Annotated in this window: 2 protein-coding genes; both read right to left on the minus strand. The window is 65.6% G+C overall.

What is annotated here, in order from left to right:
• Positions 1 to 14: 14 nt before the first annotated feature.
• Entirely contained in the window at positions 15 to 5078 is a 5064-nt protein-coding gene (locus GYH34_RS10675) for a non-ribosomal peptide synthetase (RefSeq protein ID WP_161913555.1), read from the minus strand.
• The gene (locus tag GYH34_RS10680; protein ID WP_161913556.1) at positions 5075 to 18253 is read right to left on the minus strand and encodes a non-ribosomal peptide synthase/polyketide synthase; all 13179 of its coding nucleotides are present in this window, start codon (positions 18251 to 18253) and stop codon (positions 5075 to 5077) included. The genes GYH34_RS10675 and GYH34_RS10680 overlap by 4 nt, the downstream gene beginning before the upstream one ends.
• Between the last annotated feature and the right edge of the window lie 22 nt (positions 18254 to 18275).

An 18275-nucleotide genomic window follows, 5' to 3' on the forward strand; every position in this document is an offset into this window, starting at 1 on the left:
AGCGCCTCGCGAGCTCAGATCGACCATCGGTTTTCGCGCCGCTCGGACTCGATTGGCGCGATGAGCGTCGCAACATGCCGATCGTCGCGGCGAAGATCGTCTACCAGCTCCGCGAGCCGTGCGACGCTCGGAGCTCGGAAGACGGCCAGGAGCGGGACATCGACGCCAAGGGCGCTTCTCATGCGGCGCGCCAGCGCGGCGGCGAGCAGCGAATGTCCGCCGATCTCGAAAAAATCATCGTGGACGCTCACCTTGTCGACCCCGAGAAGGTGCTCGAACAGATTCGCCAGCTCCTGCTCGGTCGGGTTGCGCGGAGCGACATGCGGCGCCGGCGCGGCAGGGCGCGATGGCGCCGTCTCGTCGACTTCCGTGGCCTGGGCTCTGGAGGGGAGCGGCAGCTCGGAAAGGCGTTTTCCGGGATCCGCCGCGACGATCTCGAGCAGCGTCGCGTAGTCGGTCTGCATCCGCCGAGCCGTGTCGGCGTCGAACAGATCGCTGTCATATTCCCATTCTGAGACGAGCGCGCATTCGCGCTCGACCATGGCCAGAGTGAGATCGAACCGTGCGGTGCGCGTGCGCACATCCAGCGCTTCGACCGTCAACTCGGGCAGCTCCAACGCCCTCAGCGGCGCATTCTGTAGCACGAACAGCACCTGGACGAGCGGATTGCGGCTCGGATCGCGCGGCGGATCGATCTCCTCCACGACCTTCTCGAAGGGAGCGTCCTGGTTCTCTTGGGCTTCGAGCGAGGTCTCGCGAACACGGCCCAGAAGCTCGTGGAAAGTCGGGTCGCCGTTCAGATCCGTGCGCAGCACGAGAGTATTGGCGAAAAACCCGATCAAATTCTCGACCTCCGGGCATGCGCGATTGGCGATCAACGTGCCGACGCAAATGTCCCGCTGGCCGGAATGGCGCATCAGCAGGACCTTGAAGGCCGCGAGCAAGACCATGAAGAGAGTCGCTCCGGCGCGCCGCCCGACGATCCGCAACCCATTCGCTACCGACGCAGGCGTCTCGAATGCGAGGGTCGCGCCTCGATGACGCTGAATCGGCGGGCGCGAACGATCGGTCGGTAGCTTCGATCGCAGCGGCGCCCCCTCCAGCTTTCGCCGCCAATAGCCGATCTGGCTCTCGAATCCTCCATCGCGCATGCGCCGGCGCTGCCAGATCGAAAAATCGGCGTATTGGATTGGCAGCGACGGCAGATCCGCCTGCAGGCCGCGCCGGAAGGCGGTGTAGAACGCCGTGAAGTCTCGAATGAGAATGTCGGTCGACCAGCCGTCCGAAACAATGTGATGAAGCATGAGCGCGAGGACGTGCTCACGCTCGCCGAGCCCGAGCAGCGTCGCGCGCAGCAGCGGCCCATGGGCCAGATCGAAAGATCTATGGGCTTCCGCTTCCACGAGGCGCCGCATCTCGGCTTCTCGCTCGTCGGGGGAGAGAGCCGAGAGACCGACCCGTGAAAAGGACAAATCGAAGTCCGAGGCGACGACCTGCGCCGGCTGATCTTCGTCGTGCGAGAAGGTGGTGCGCAGGATTTCGTGCCTATGCCCCAAAAGGCGCAGTCCGGCTTCGAGCGCGGCCGCGTCGAGCCGGCCGGTCAGACGAATTGCGGCGGGTATGCAATATGCGCTGTCGCCGGGCAGGAGCCGGTCAAGAAACCAGAGTCTTTGTTGCGCAAAGGACAATGGGAGCGAGCCTTCGCGCGTCGCCGGCGAAGGGACGGAGCCGGCAGATGAGCGCAGCGTGTCGAGAAGCGGCGCCAGCGCCGACACGGTCGGGTGATCGAACAGGCTGCGCAGCGGAAGGTCGACGCCGAACGCCGCCCTCATCCGCGACACCGCCTGCGTCGCCAGAAGCGAATGTCCGCCGAGCGCGAAGAAATCATCCTCAGCGCCGATTTGCGGGAGACCCAACACCTTCGCCCAAATGCCGCAGAGCCGTCTTTCGGTGGATGTGCGCGGCGCTATGAAGGAATGCGCCGTTCGTGCGTCGAAATCCGGCGGGGGCAGGGCGCTTCGATCGATCTTGCCATTGGACGACAGCGGCAGGGCGGCGAGCCTGACGAAGGCCGAAGGAATCATATGGTCCGGCAAGGATCGGCGCAGTCCGCTTCGTAGATCGTCCTCGTCGAACTCCTGCTCGCGCGCCGGAACAAGATGAGCGACGAGCCGCGTCTCGCCACGTTCGTCGCCGCAGGCCGTCACGACGGCCTCACGCACGCTGGGATGCGCCGACAAGGCGGCCTCGATTTCTCCGAGCTCGATCCGAAAGCCGCGAATCTTCACCTGATGATCGACCCGTCCCAGAAACTCGATCGTCCCATCCTCTCGGTATCGGGCGAGATCGCCGGTGCGATAGACCCTTTCGCCCTTCTCGCCGAAAGGGTCCGGCATGAAGCGCTCGGCGGTCAGATCGGCGTGGTTCAGATAGCCGCGTCCGACGCCGGCGCCGCCGATGAACATCTCCCCGTCGGAGCCGATGGGAACGGGCTGTAGCCATTGATCGAGCAGATAGATGCGCACGCCAGCGATCGGGCGCCCGATCGGAATGACCGGCTCGGGGCGCATCCGCTGGACGGTGCTCCACACTGTGGCCTCGGTCGGACCATACTCGTTGTAGAGCGCGACATCGGGACGCCGCGCATAGTGACGAGTCACGATCTCCGGTGCGCAGGCCTCGCCGGCGACGATGACGGCGCGCAACGATCCGGCGCGGGCGACCTCCTCCTGATCGAGGAGAAGGCGATAGAGGGACGGCAGGCATAGAAGATGGGAGAGGCGGTGGCGGATGATCAGCTCGCCGAGCCGCTGGGGATCGTGCTCGAAGCCTCGCTCGGGGATGCACAATGTCCCGCCCTCCGCGAGGGTCCAGAACACCCCCGCGACCGAGCTGTCGAAGGCGAACGAGGAGAGGAGCAAGAAACCGCGCGGCTTGTCCGGATAATACAGGCTCCGCGCCAGGGTGGAGTGAACGGCGTTGGCGTGACTGATCACGACGCCCTTGGGCTTGCCGGTCGATCCGGACGTATAGATGACATAGGCGGCGCAATCGGCGTCGCCGATCGTGCGTGGCGCGGCGGCGCTCTGCTCGGCGATCGTCGGCCGATCTCGATCGAAGCACAGCGACACGATATTGGCCGACGACAAATGCGTGAGCAGCTCTTCGCGCGTCACGACTAGGCCGATGCGAGAATCCTCGATCATATGGGCGATGCGCGTCGCCGGATAGCCGGGGTCGAGAGGCACATAGGCTCCGCCGGCCTTGAGGATGCCGAGGATGCCGACGAGCATGTCGACGCCTCGGTCGATGAGGAGGCCGACACGGGTTTCCGGCGCGACGCCCTTCTCCAGCAACGCATGAGCTAGTCGATTCGCCCGCGTTTCAAGCTCTGCATAGGCAACTTCCTCGCCCTTGTGTGCGATCGCGATCGCTTCGGGCCTCCGCTCGGCTTGGCGCTCGAACATTCTGTGCAGGAGCCGCTCGCGCGCAGGAACGGCCGTGGCCGCGTTCCATTCGACGAGCAAGCTGCGCCGCTCGGCCTCGTCGAGAAGCGGCGTCTCCGAGAGCCGTCGGTCCGGATCGGCGGCGACGCCCTCGAGCAGCACGAGAAAGTTCCGCGCCATACGTTCGATCGTCGCGGAATCGAAGACGCCGGGATCGTATTCGAACCAGCCGGACAGATCGCCGCCGCTTTCGGTGATATGCAGCACAAGCTCGAAGACCGCGCTCCGCTTGACGCCGTCCACGGCGCCGACATGCAGATCTGGAATGGCGAGCTGCTCGAATCCCATATTGTGAAAGACGAACATGATCTGGAAGAGCGGCGCCGGATCTACGTCCCGCGCCTGCGGGCGCAGCTCCTCGACCAGCCGTTCGAACGGCAGGTCCTGATGCGATTGCGCCTGAGACGTGATCGTCTGCGTCTGAGCGAGTAGCTCGTCGAAACGCGGGTTTCCGGAGAGGTCGGCGCGAAGAACCAGCGTATTGACGAAGAAGCCCATCATCGCTTCGACGTCGATCCGATTCCGATTGGCGATGGTGGTTCCGACGCTGATGTCGGTCTGGCCGGAGTAGCGATGGAGCAGCGCATAGAATGAGGTGAGCATCACGACGAATTGCGTCGCTCGGCGGCTCCGCCCCATTCTGCGCAGTCCCTCGCGGAGGGCTTGCGGAATCTCGAAAGGGAGCTCCGCTCCGGGGCCTGTGGTCTCGCGCCGTCTGCCGCGCCTCGGCAGCGCTATGGTCGGCGTATTGCCGGCGAGCTTGTCTCGCCAATAGGTCAGATGCCGCTCCAGCACGGCGCCTTGCAGCCAGTTTCGTTGCGCCACGGCGAAATCGGCATATTGCAGCCGGGGTGCCGGCGGAGGCGCGGGCCGAGCTGTCGCGAAACCGGTATAGATCGCGGCCAATTCTCTGAAGAAGAGGGCCGACGACCAATCGTCGGTCACGATATGGTGGAAGACGATCAGCAGGACATGTTCGGGAACGCCGGATCGGTCCGGCAGGACGAGAAGGCGGGCGCGCATCAGAGGCGCCGTGGCGAGATCGAACGGCTCTTGCGAGTCGTCGAGAGCGATGCGTCGCACGGCCTCTTCGCATTCGGCTTCAGCCAGCTCGCCGATGTCCCGGATCGGCAAGGGCATGACGACGTCCTCGCAAATGCGCTGGACGGGAGAGTGGTCTTTCAGCCCGTAGCAGGTGCGTAGGATTTCGTGTCGCCGAAGAATTTCGTCGAAGCTTCGCTCGAGGCTCCTCACGTCGAGCTTGCCGCTCAGCCGCAGCGCCACCGGAATGTTGTAGATGGCGGCGCCGGGGTCGAGCTGAGCGAGGAACCAGAGGCGCTGCTGCGCGAAGGAGAGCGGCGGCGGCTGCGTTCGATCGGCGCGTTCGATCTTCGGAAAGTCCGACGTCGTGGAGGCGAATATCTCTCGCAGCTCGTCGCCATAAGCGTCGATCGCCGCGCGCAGATCGGGAGTCAGCGCGTCGCGCGGAGCCCTGCAGCGCAACCGCATGTCCTGAACATAGGGACGAATGTCGCGGCGCTGCAGCTCCCGCAGGAGCTCGGGCAATCTCATAGCTCGATGTCCTCATAGTCCTGCGGAGCCGCCGCGTCGTCTTCGGTCTCGTCGCGCAGGACGCGGCTGGCGTTCACCATCTCCGCCATTTCGGCGATGGTCTGCGCTTCGAACAGCGCGCGCAGTGGAATCTCCATTTCGAAGGCCGTGCGAATTCGAGAGGCGATGCGAGTCGCGAGCAGCGAATGTCCGCCGAGCTCGAAGAAATTGTCATGGACGCCGACGTCGGGGAGACGGAGAACATCGGCCCAGATTTTGGCGAGGATATTCTCGGTCTGGTTTCTGGGCGCGACGAAGCGTCGGGCGAGGTGGGCGAGGTCGGGCTCGGGCAGGGCCTTGCGGTCGACCTTGCCGTTGGGGGTGAGCGGCAGGGCGTCGAGCGGGACGAAGGCGGAGGGGATCATATAGTCGGGCAGCGTCTGGCGCAGATGCCGGCGCAGCTCGTCGGCGTCGACATCGCCGAGGCGTCCGACCAGATAGGCGACGAGGCGATAGAGGCCGGGCCCCGCGGGCCGGGCGACGACGCTCGCCGCCCGGACGAGCGGATGGGCGGAGAGGCGCGCCTCGACCTCGCCCGGCTCGATCCGGTGGCCGCGGATCTTCACCTGATGGTCGACCCGCCCGAGAAATTCGATGACGCCGTCGGGACGATAGCGGCCGAGATCGCCGGTCCGATAGAGCCGTGTTCCGGCCGGACCGAAGGGGTCGGGCGCGAAGGACGCGGCGGTGAGATCGGGCCTCTGCAGATAGCCGCGCCCGACCTGGACGCCGCCGACGCAGATTTCTCCGGGCGCGCCGATCGGGGTCGGCTCGAGCCGGCGGTCGAGGAGATAGATACGGGTGTTGTCGACGGGCCGGCCGATGGGGACGCTGAGATCGTCGCCCTGCGGCGGGCTCTCGATCGGATGATAGGTCACGTCGTCGGAACATTCGGCCGGCCCATAGGCGTTGAGCAGCCGCACCTGTGGATAGCGCTCCATGAAGCGCCGGCACAGCTCGGGCGAGAACGCCTCGCCGCAGGGCAGGAGCCAGCGCAGGCCGCGGAGCGGCGTCCCGGTCTCGGAGATGTCGAGCAGCGCCCGGATCATGGAGGGCACGGCCTCGAGGATGGTGACGCCACGCGCCTCGATTTCCTCGGCGAGCCGCTGGGGATCGCGCGAGACGGCGTCGGGGAATATCTCGACCCTCGCTCCGATCGTCAGGGCGGTCAGGAACTGCCAGACGGAAATGTCGAAGCATTGCGAGGCGGTCTGCGCGATGACGTCCCCGCTCGCGAGGCCGAGCGCGGGGATCTTGGTGACGAGATTGTTGAACATGCCGCGGTGCTCGACCATCGCGCCCTTGGGCTTTCCGGTCGATCCCGAGGTGTAGATGACGAAGGCGAGATTGTCGGGCGCATGGCGTCGGGGCGGCGCGCCGACCCGCTTCTCTCCGGCTTCGAGCGCGGCCATGTCGAGGACTTCGGGCCGCGGCTCGGCGAGGCCGATGACGATTGTCTCGGCGCGCTCGCGCAGGGCGGAGCCGGCGAGCAGCAGGCCGGCGCGGCTCTCCTCCAGCACTGCGGCGACGCGGCCGTCCGGATGGGCCGGATCGAGGGGGAGATAGGCTCCTCCCGCCTTGAAGACGGCGAGCACGGCGACCAGGAAATCGAGGCCGCGTTCGTCGAGCAGAGCGACGACGGCGTCGGGGCCGACGCCGCTGGCGACGAGCGCATGGGCGAGGCGATCGGCGCGCTCGTCGAGCGCGCGATAGGAGAGCCGCGCATCGCCGCAGGACGCCGCAATCGCCTCCCCGGACATGCGCGCCTGCGCCTCGAACCGGGAGGCCACATCGACGGGCTCGCCATCGTCCCACACCCTCCCGGACCAGAACGACCCGATCCTCGCTCGTTCCGCTTCATCGAGAAGCGTGATGTCCCCGATCCGAGCCTCGGAATGACGGATCATGCCTTCGAGTAGATTGCGATAATGCCCGAGCATCAGCTCCGCGGTCGCGGCGTCCATCAGGCGTCGATCATAGGTCAGCTTCAATTGCAGCGAGTCATGGGGCATGATGCTGAGGTTGATGGGATAGTTCGAATGTGTTCGCGAGGAGTAGTTCAATATTCTCAGCGGCAATTGTTCGCGCTGCAGAGTGGGATGAACCGGCACGTTCTCGAAGACGACGAAGCTGTCGAAGAGCTGCTGGCCGCGTTCGATCTCGCTCCATTTTTGAATGTCGGCAAGCGCCGCATATTCGTACTGCCGCATCTCCGCGGTCTGCGACAACAAGCCTTGCAGCCACTCGAGCAATGGAGCCGAAGGATCGACGATCGTCCTGAAGGGAAGCGTGTTGATGAACAGACCGGCCATCTCCTCGACGCGAGGCAATTCGGCCGGACGGCCCGCCACGGTGACGCCGAAGAGGATTTCTCGCCGGTTCAGGTAATGGGACATCAGCAGGGCCCAAGCCCCCTGAAGGAAGGCGCTCGGCGTGAGCCTGTGCTTGCGGCACGCCTCCTGCAACGCGACAGTGTCCGGAGCCGAGAGTTCGGCGAGGGCGTCCGAGACCTCGACCTCGCCGGGAGCGAGCGCACGCGGGCTGCGATGCGCGGCGAGATAGGTCGGCGTTTCAAATCCCTTCAGGACCTTGCGCCAATAGACCTCCGCCGCGGCGAAGTCCTGCCGCTGCAGCCAGCCGATGTAAGCGCTGTAAGGCGTCGCCACCCGCGTCGGCGCCGCCGCGCCGGCGAGACGCGCCTCGTAATAGTGGAGAAAGTCGGCCAGCAGCAATGGCAGACACCAGGCGTCGAGCATGATGTGGTGATGGCTCCTGGCGTAGATCCAGCGGCTTTCGCCGATCCGTATCAGGCGCATGCGCAAGATCGGCGCGCGATCGAGTCCCAATCCCTCCGCCAATTCGGCTTCGAGCATGGTCTGCAGGCGACGGCGACGATCCTCTTCGTCACAGTCACGCCAGTCCATCACCTCGCAAGGCATGTCGACCGCCTTGTAGACGATCTGATGCGGCTGCTTGTCCGTGGTCCAGAAGAAAGCGGTGCGCAATATGGAGTGAGCGTCGACGACCTGCCGCCATGCGTGACGAAATGCATCCGGATCGAGATCGCCTTCGAGGTCGATCACGTCCTGCATCAGATACACGCCGGAGCGCGGATCGAGCAGGGTGTGCAGCAGCAGTCCCTGCTGCATCGGCGAGAGCGGATAGATGTCCTCGACGTTTCGCGGATCGTCGACGAGCCTGTCGATGTCGTCCTGCTCGAGCGAGGCGAGTGGAAAATCCGACGGCGTCGTTCCGCCGGATCCGAGCCGGCAATGGTCCACGAGGGTTTCGAGCTCTCGCCTGCAATCCTCGGCGAGCGTCCGCATCGTTTCGGGTGAATATCGCTCGCCGCTGAAACGCCAGTGGAGGCGAAGGCGAGCGTCGGTCACGTCGCCGATGATCTCCCATTCGTGCCGCGAGCGACTGGACGGCGACAGAGAGACGCCGGCCGATTCCGTCGCCGGGGCGAAGGCGGAGTCGAGCGGCAGCGCTTGATCGAGCTGCCCGAGATAATTGAAGAGGATCGGGGCCTCGATCGCGGGGCCGGCGTCGTTGGCGAGATAGCGGCTCGGTCCGTACCAGAAGCCATTGCTCGGAACGGCGCGCAGCTGCTCCTTGACCGATTTGAGAAGGACGCCCGGATCGTCCTGGTCGGCGAGCTGCAGCAGGACCGGATAGATGCTGGTGAACCAGCCGACCGTGCGCGCGAGATCGACGCCGGGTAGAATATCCTCGCGGCCATGGCCTTCGACATCGACGAGGACCGCGGTCGAGCCGATCGAGCGGGAGATCGCCTTGGCGAGGGCGGCGAGAAGCACGTCGTTGATTCTCGTGCGATAGGCGCCGGAGACATCCTGCAGCAGCGCGCGCGTGCGCTCGCGGCTCAGGGAGACGGTGATCTCTTGGAAGAAGGTGCGCGCATTGGAGCCGTCCGGGCGCTCGGCGTTCAACGACGGAGCGGACGTCGCCGCGACCGCGAGCTTCGCCCAGTGAGCGAGGTCGGCCTCGGGCGCGCGTTGCGCGGCGTCGCGCAGGCGCAGCGCCCATGCCCGATAGGAGGTCGTCTTCGCCGGCAGCACGATGGGCTCGCCGTTTCGGACCCGACGGCAAGCCGTATCGAGGTCTTCGAGCAAAATCCGCAAGCTCACGCCGTCTGCGACCAGATGATGAACGACGATGAGGAGCCGCGGCGAAAGACCACGGCCGAGGTCGATCCACACGACGCGGAGCAAAGGACCGTTCTCGAGATCGAGGCTCTGCTGCCAATGCTGCGCGGCGTCGGCCAGAGCTTGCTCCATCCGCTCGGAAGCGATGTCGCTCAAATCCTCGCGATGGAAGATCTCACGCGTCTCCGCGGCGGCGTTGACGAAGGTCCATTCTCCGTCTCGCCGCAGGAAGCGCGCGCGCAAGGCGTCGTGATGGTCGACGAGCCGCCGGACGACGGCCGCCATAGCCGCCGCATCCAGCGCGGCGCGAACCTGTAGAAGCACCGCGAGGTTCCAATGCGCCGCGTTTACCGGATTCTGTTCGAAGAACCAGCGTTGGATCGGCGTCAGCGGCGCTTCGCCTTCCACGACGCCCTCCTCCGCGACGATGCGAAGAGGCTCCGTCGCGGCGGCGAGCTCCGCGATCGTCTGGAGATCGAAGAGCTGCTTCGGCATGAGCATTACGCCCGCCTGCCGCGCGCGGCTCACGATCTGTATGCTCAGGATCGAGTCGCCGCCGAGCTCGAAGAAATTGTCATGGACGCCGACGTCGGGGAGACGGAGAACATCGGCCCAGATTTTGGCGAGGATATTCTCGGTCTGGTTTCTGGGCGCGACGAAGCGTCGGGCGAGGTGGGCGAGGTCGGGCTCGGGCAGGGCCTTGCGGTCGACCTTGCCGTTGGGGGTGAGCGGCAGGGCGTCGAGCGGGACGAAGGCGGAGGGGATCATATAGTCGGGCAGCGTCTGGCGCAGATGCCGGCGCAGCTCGTCGGCGTCGACATCGCCGAGGCGTCCGACCAGATAGGCGACGAGGCGATAGAGGCCGGGCCCCGCGGGCCGGGCGACGACGCTCGCCGCCCGGACGAGCGGATGGGCGGAGAGGCGCGCCTCGACCTCGCCCGGCTCGATCCGGTGGCCGCGGATCTTCACCTGATGGTCGACCCGCCCGAGAAATTCGATGACGCCGTCGGGACGATAGCGGCCGAGATCGCCGGTCCGATAGAGCCGTGTTCCGGCCGGACCGAAGGGGTCGGGCGCGAAGGACGCGGCGGTGAGATCGGGCCTCTGCAGATAGCCGCGCCCGACCTGGACGCCGCCGACGCAGATTTCTCCGGGCGCGCCGATCGGGGTCGGCTCGAGCCGGCGGTCGAGGAGATAGATACGGGTGTTGTCGACGGGCCGGCCGATGGGGACGCTGAGATCGTCGCCCTGCGGCGGGCTCTCGATCGGATGATAGGTCACGTCGTCGGAACATTCGGCCGGCCCATAGGCGTTGAGCAGCCGCACCTGTGGATAGCGCTCCATGAAGCGCCGGCACAGCTCGGGCGAGAACGCCTCGCCGCAGGGCAGGAGCCAGCGCAGGCCGCGGAGCGGCGTCCCGGTCTCGGAGATGTCGAGCAGCGCCCGGATCATGGAGGGCACGGCCTCGAGGATGGTGACGCCACGCGCCTCGATTTCCTCGGCGAGCCGCTGGGGATCGCGCGAGACGGCGTCGGGGAATATCTCGACCCTCGCTCCGATCGTCAGGGCGGTCAGGAACTGCCAGACGGAAATGTCGAAGCATTGCGAGGCGGTCTGCGCGATGACGTCCCCGCTCGCGAGGCCGAGCGCGGGGATCTTGGTGACGAGATTGTTGAACATGCCGCGGTGCTCGACCATCGCGCCCTTGGGCTTTCCGGTCGATCCCGAGGTGTAGATGACGAAGGCGAGATTGTCGGGCGCATGGCGTCGGGGCGGCGCGCCGACCCGCTTCTCTCCGGCTTCGAGCGCGGCCATGTCGAGGACTTCGGGCCGCGGCTCGGCGAGGCCGATGACGATTGTCTCGGCGCGCTCGCGCAGGGCGGAGCCGGCGAGCAGCAGGCCGGCGCGGCTCTCCTCCAGCACTGCGGCGACGCGGCCGTCCGGATGGGCCGGATCGAGGGGGAGATAGGCTCCTCCCGCCTTGAAGACGGCGAGCACGGCGACCAGGAAATCGAGGCCGCGTTCGTCGAGCAGAGCGACGACGGCGTCGGGGCCGACGCCGCTGGCGACGAGCGCATGGGCGAGGCGATCGGCGCGCTCGTCGAGCGCGCGATAAGAGAGCCGCGCATCGCCGCAGGACGCCGCAATCGCCTCCCCGGACATGCGCGCCTGCGCCTCGAACCGGGAGGCCACATCGACGGGCTCGCCATAGTCCCAAACCCTCCCGGACCAGAACGACCCGATCCTCGCTCGTTCCGCTTCGTCGAGAAGATCGACCTCGCCGACGTGGCCGCCGGTCTTCTCGATCAGCTCCTCGAGCCCCCGCTTCAAGCGGGCCGCCATGCTTTCGATGACCGGCCTGCCGAACACATCGCGATCATAGGTCAGGCGGAGCGTCAGGGACTTGCCTGGTATCGCGACGAAGGTAAGCGGGTAGTTGGTGTGGACCCGCAACTGCTGAAGATCAATGTCGAGAATGTCCTTGTCCTTGCGCAGGGTCGGATCGACCGGCGCGTTCTCGAAGGTGAGAAGATGCTGGAACAGCAGCGAATCAGAACGAGGAATGGCGCTCCAGCTCTGAATTGCGGATTGAGAGACGAATTCGTGCTGCCGCATCTCGAGATTGTCCGACAGCAGGCTTCGCAGCCAATCGACGACGCGCTCCTCCGGGCGGATTCGCACACGCAGAGGCAGGCTGTTGATGAAAAGACCCAGCGTCGACTCCGCGCCCGGAAGATCCGTCGGACGGCCCGCGACGGTCACGCCGAACACGACCTCGTCGACGCCGCCGACTCTAGCGAGCAGCAATGCGACGGCGCCTTGGACATAAGTGTTCACCGTGAGCATGTTTTGACGCGCGAGTTCCTCCAGCCGGCCGTAACGCTCGGCCGAGAGCTCGACGATGACGTCGTCGACCGCGACCGCGGCGTCGCCGGCGGCGGCCTTTGCCCCGACGAGTGGAGTCGGCTCCGAGAAGCCGTCCAGATAGCTGCGCCAGAAGCTTTCGGCCGCGTCCGCGCTCCGCGTCCGCAGCCAAGCGATATAGTCTCGGAATTGCCTTGCGGGCGCGGCCGTGGCCGGCGTCCCGCGCCGCGCCGCCGCATAGTGCTCCCGCATGTCGAGCATCAGCGGCGAGGTGCACCAATCGTCCATGATGATGTGGTGGAAGCAGCGCACGAAGATATGACGATCGTCGGCGACGCGGATGATCTTGATCCGCATCAGCGGCGCTTGCGCCAGGTCGAACCCTTCCGCGCGCTCCCGCCTCAACATTTCGTCGATGCGCGCCGTCTGCTCATCCGAGGCCAGAGCCCGAAGATCGACGACATCGACCGGCAGAGAGGCCTGCCGATGCACGATCTGATGCGCGCGGCCGCCGGTCTCGGAGATGAAGGAGGTGCGCAAATTCGAATGACGTGCGACGACGGCCCGCCATGCGGAGACGAAGTCGTCGATATCGAACGGTCCGTTGATCTCGTAGCGCTCCTGCATATGATAGAGGCCGGCGCCCTTATGCGAGAGCGCGTGAAACAGCATGCCTTCCTGCATTGGCGTCAGCGGATAGATATCCTCGACGTCTCCAAGCCTGCGTCTGATGCGCTCGATCTCCTCTGACTCCAATTCCGCCAACGAGAATGGACGAGCGAACTCTAAGAGCGCCCGCTCCACCTCGGGGACGGAGGAGAGCCCGGATGGCAGCGCGTTCAGCTGCGATGCCAAAAGGGCTGCGGACGGGCTCTGAAACAGGTGACGCGGCGTCAGCTCGTATCCGGCCTGCCGCAATCTGCTCGTGACTTGGATCGCGCGGATCGAATCGCCCCCGAGCTCGAAGAAGCCGTCGTCTCGCCCGATCTTCTCGATATCGAGCACGTCGGCGAAAATCTCGCATACGAGCTTCTCGACCGTGGTCCGTGGCGGAACATAGGGACGCCGCCGGGCGTCGTCCGGATCGGGAGCGGGCAGCGCCTTTCGGTCGATCTTGCCGTTCGGCGTCAGCGGCATGGCGTCGAGGCGGACGAACTGCGTCGGAATCATGTAGTCGGGGAGCTCTCGCCGGAGCGCCGCATCGAGCGCGGCCGCATCGAGACCGCCCGTGGTCACGACATAGGCGACGAGCCGCCGCGAGCCGGACGCGTCGGTCCGCGCGAGAACGACACTCTCGCCTCCTCGCAGGATGCGCGAGAGAGCCGATTCGACTTCCCCGAGCTCGATGCGAAAGCCTCTGATCTTCACCTGCCGGTCGATGCGGCCGAGGAACTCAATCTCCCCGTCCCGCCGATAGCGCGCGAGATCGCCGGTGCGATACAGGCGCTCGCCGCTGGCGGAAAACGGATTCGGAACAAATCTTTCGGCAGTGAGGTGCGGCTTGCCGAGATAGCCGCGCGCGAGGCCGACGCCGCCGATGAAGAGTTCCGCGGCGACGCCGCGCGGAACGGGCTCGAGATTCGCATCGAGCAGGTAGAGCTGGATATTCGCAATCGGGCGCCCGATCGGAACCACGTCGGACTCCTCGCTTCGCAGGCACGCGAAGGCGCTGACGTCGATCGACACCTCCGTCGGGCCATAGAGATTGTGCAGCTCCGCGCGCGACGCCGCGAAGAAGCGGCGCACGGCTGCGGATGGAAGCTCCTCGCCGCTGCAAATCACGCGACGGAGCGACGGCAGAGTCGACATGTCGACGACGTTCAGGAAGGCCTGCAGCATCGTCGGCACGAAATGCAGAGTCGTCACGCGCTTTTGTCGAATGAGCTCCGCGAGCCGGGCCGGGTCGAGATGATCGTCCGGCCCGGCGAGCGTCACGCGCGCGCCGACGAGCAGAGGCCAGAAGAATTCCCAAACCGAGACGTCGAACCCGAAGCGCGTCTTCTGAAGAACCGAATCCTCGGAGGTCAGCTCGAAATGCGCCTGCATCCAGGAAAGGCGGTTGACCACCCCGCGATGCGGCGCGCCGACGCCCTTCGGCCGGCCCGTGGAGCCCGAGGTGTAGATGACATAGGCGAGATTGTCGGCGTCCGCGCGCGCGCTCGAAGGATCCGATGTCTCCGCCGCAATCACCCCCTCATCGTGATCGAGCTTCAGCAGGTCGATCTCGGACGGCAGGCGAGCCGAGAGCCGGTCCGTCGTGATGACGAGACGAGGCGACGCATCGCCGATCATATAGCCGAGGCGCTCCGGCGGATGGTCGGGGTCGAGCGGCAGATAGGCGCCTCCCGCCTTGAGGACGGCGAGCAGCGAGACGACCATCTCGACCGACCGTTCGAGGCATATTCCGACGATGGCGTCCGCTCCGACGCCTCTGCGGCCTAGCAGACGCGCGAGGCGGTCGGCCTCCGCGTCGAGCTCGGCGTAGCTCAGATATCGGTCCTCGAATTCGACAGCGACGGCGTCGGGCGATTTGGCCGCCTGCTCCTCGAACATCTCGTGAATGAGCTTGTCGCTTGAATAAGGGGTCGTCGTTTCATTCCAGTCGACCAGCAGCCGACGCCGTTCCGCATCGCCCAGCATGGCGAGACCGTCGACGCGCTGCTCGGGCCGAGAGACGATGTCTTCGAGCAGCCTCACATAATATCGGGCGAAACGCTCGATCGTGTCGGAAACGAACAATCGCGTCTCGTATTGAAAGGAGACGAGCAGCTCCTGTCCGATCTCGGCGGCCATGACTTTGAGATCGAAGATTTCGGCTCGTTCGGGCAGGCGCAGAGATTTCGCGGATCGGCCGCAGAACGAAAATGCCGCTCCGTCCTCGCCGAGCGCCAGCGCCGCCAGATCGGACGGCGCGCCGCTCTGCGCTTCCTGCAACACGAACCAGCTCTGGTAGATCGGCCATCGATCGCCGTGGCGTTCCGGCTTGATGCGCTCGACGATCAACGGAAACGGGAAACGCTGATGCTCGAGCGCGCCGCGCACACGCGCCTGCGTCTCGACGAGAACGTCGCGAAAACGATCATCGCCGCGAATCTGCGCTCGCAAGGCGATCGGATTGACGCAATTGCCGATGAGACTTTCTGTTTCGGAGTCCAAACGGCCGCTGGTCGGAGCTCCGACGATGATATCCGTCTGCCCGGAAAGCCGGTGGAGCAGAACGAAATATGCGGCGAGCAGCAGGGAAAACAGGCTCGTTCCTTCCTGCTTCGCGAGCGCCTTCAGCTTGCGGAAGAGTTCGCTGTCGAGCCGAATCGGCGCTGACGCGCCCCGATGATCCGGCGTCGACGAACGGCGAAAATCGGTGGGAAGCGCGAGGGTCGGAAGCGGGATGGTCAGTTGCTCCGCCCAATAGGCCCAATCGCTCTCGAACGACGGGGAATCGAGATAGCGCGCCTCCCTGCGAAGAACGTCCGAATAGGCGCCGTGCGCGACGTGGCGCTCTGGAGTCCGATAAGCGGCGTCGAGCTGCGACACGAAAATCAGCAGCGACCAGAGGTCGACGGCGATGTGATGCGCGGCGAAGAAGAGAATCGAGCCCGTCGCGCCTCGGTCGAACGAGACGATTCGTAGCGGCGCATCTTTTTCAAGATCGAAGCGGCGTCGGGCCTCGCGCGCCAGAGCGGCGTTCAATTCATTCGCGCTCCAGGCGGCCGCATCCTCCCGGCGCAGCCACTCTCCGAGCGCGGCCAGAGGGACTGTTTCCTGACCGGAGCCGTCCGCGCGATAGATCGTGCGGAGCTGCGCGTGCGCCTCCATGAGCTGCGACACGGCCGTCCGCAGACGTTCGAAGTCGAGCTCGCCGTCGATTGCGAGCGCGAGATGAAGGTTATAGGCCTCGCTCGCCGCATCGATCTGGTGAACCGTCCATATCGCGCGCTGGCTGAATGACATGGGGGCGAATGGCTCCGGCGCCCCGACGGGCGGGACGTCGGAGGCGAGAGCGGCGTCGTCGAGCGACCGCGCAATGGAGTCCGCGGCCTCGGCGATCGTCAGGTCGGATAGGAAAATTGCGATCGGCGTTTCGACGCCCAGCGCCGTATCGAGCGCGTGCTTCAGTTCGACGGCGCGAAGCGATGACAGCCCGGCGCGGGACATGCGGGTCGCGGCGGTGAACTCGCGCTCCGATCCCTTCAGCAATCGGGCGATGTTCGAGATCACGAAACGCGTGAGAAGCTCTGATTTCTTCGCGTGATCCAAGCAGGCGACCGCCTGTCGCAGGAAGGCGGCGACGTGAGGAGCGTCGCCGGCGCCCGAAGCGCTCACCGAGTCCCTGCCGACCGGCGCCGTGTGGTTCAGGCGCGCGAGCGTCTTGAGCTCATCGGCGAGATAATTGCGCCGACATTCGCTCCGGCGGATTTTCCCGCTCGACGTCTTCGGGACCGATCCGGATTGAGCGAGGACGATATCCGCGGGTTCGATCCCGATGTCGTAGACCACGCAGTCCCGAATCCGGCGAAGAACGTCTCTTTCGCGGCCGCTTCCGATCGTCGTCGAGAGCGCTCGGTCGGGCTCGGCGACGATCACGAGCTGCTCTTTGTCTTCGATCGTCACGGCGAAAGCAGCGGTCGCGCCGCGTCGAAGCCCGGAACTCTTCTCTTCGACTGCATTCTCGATGTCTTCGGGATGAAAATTGCGCCCGGCGACGATGACGAGATCCTTCAGCCTGCCCGTGACATAGGTCTGCCCTTCGTCGGCGAAGCCGAGATCGCCGGTGCGGAGATAGGGACGCCCGTCGCCGCCGGCGATCTTCGCCTCGAACACACGCGCCGTCTCCTCCGGCCGGTTCCAATATCCTTGCGCGACGCCGGGACCAGCCGTCCAGATTTCTCCGATCTCGCCCCGGGAGCAGCGCCTCGACGTGTCCGGATCGACGATCTGGACGTCATGACCCTCCCATGCGTGACCGCAACCGATCAGCCGCGTGGCTCTGCCGTTCCGCGTCGAGGCGACTCGCCGGGCTTCCGAGGCGTCGCGATCGATGTCGATCGACGAGATCCGCTCGCCATATGTCGGCGCGGTCACGACCAATGTCGCCTCGGCGAGGCCGTAACACGGAAAAAAGCTCTCGCGACGGAAGCCGCAGCTCGCGAAGGAGGCGGCAAAGCGATCGAGCGTCGCCGCGCGCACGGGTTCTGCTCCGGTGAAGGCGATCCGCCAGCCGGTAAGATCCAATTCGCGCTTGTCCTCTTCCTTGATCTTGCTCACGCAGAGATCGAACGCGAAATTGGGACCGCCGCTGGTACGCGCCTTATAGGCCGAGATCGCCTTCAGCCAGCGCAGCGGCTTCTCGAGGAAGGCCGTCGGCGACATCAGATAGGCGGTCGCCCCGACAAAGAGCGGCTGCAGAATGTTCCCGATCAGCCCCATATCATGATAGAGCGGCAGCCATCCGACCAGATCGGAATCGCCGTCATGCGCGAAGCTTTCGGCGATGAGCAGCTGATTGCTCGACAGATTGCCGTGCGAGACCATCACTCCTTTCGGATCGCCGGTCGATCCGGACGTATATTGCAGGAATGCGAGCTGATCCGCGGCCGGCGCAGATCGCAAAAAGGCGTCCGCCTCCTCGGAATCGATCTCGTCGGTTGCGATCCAGGGGAGGGGGCGTGAGGCCAGGCGATCACGCGCCTCCAACTCGAACCGGTCTCGCATCGACGCGATCGACAGCACGGCGATCGGCGCCGCGTCTTTCGCGATGGACTGCAGCCTCCGCAGATGCCGACCGGATGGCGGATAGGCCGGCACGGCGACGACGCCCGCATACAGACAGCCGAAGAACGCCTCGATATAGGCGAGGCCCGGCGGATACAGGAGCAGCGCGCGTTCGCCGCCGACGCCGAGCGTGCGAAGATGCAGCGCGATGGCGCGCGCGCGCCGGTCCAGATCCCCATAGGAGAGCCGGGCGCCTTCGCGTTCGCCGTCCTCCAAAAAGACATATGCGGGCTTGGCCGGCTGCTCGGCCGCGCGCATGCGCAGCAGATCGACAAGACTGACGAAGCCGGGTCGGGAGATCGTACCGTGGATGCTATCGTGAATCGATGACATGTTTCGCACCGTAGCGGTTATG

The sequence above is a fragment of the Methylosinus sp. C49 genome, from assembly GCF_009936375.1.
Taxonomy (GTDB): Bacteria; Pseudomonadota; Alphaproteobacteria; order Rhizobiales; family Beijerinckiaceae; genus Methylosinus.

Coding starts and splice junctions, on each gene's coding strand:
- GYH34_RS10680 (WP_161913556.1), bottom strand. CDS start 18,253: ATGTCATCGATTCACGATAGCATCCACGGTACGATCTCCCGACCCGGC.
- GYH34_RS10675 (WP_161913555.1), bottom strand. CDS start 5,078: ATGAGATTGCCCGAGCTCCTGCGGGAGCTGCAGCGCCGCGACATTCGT.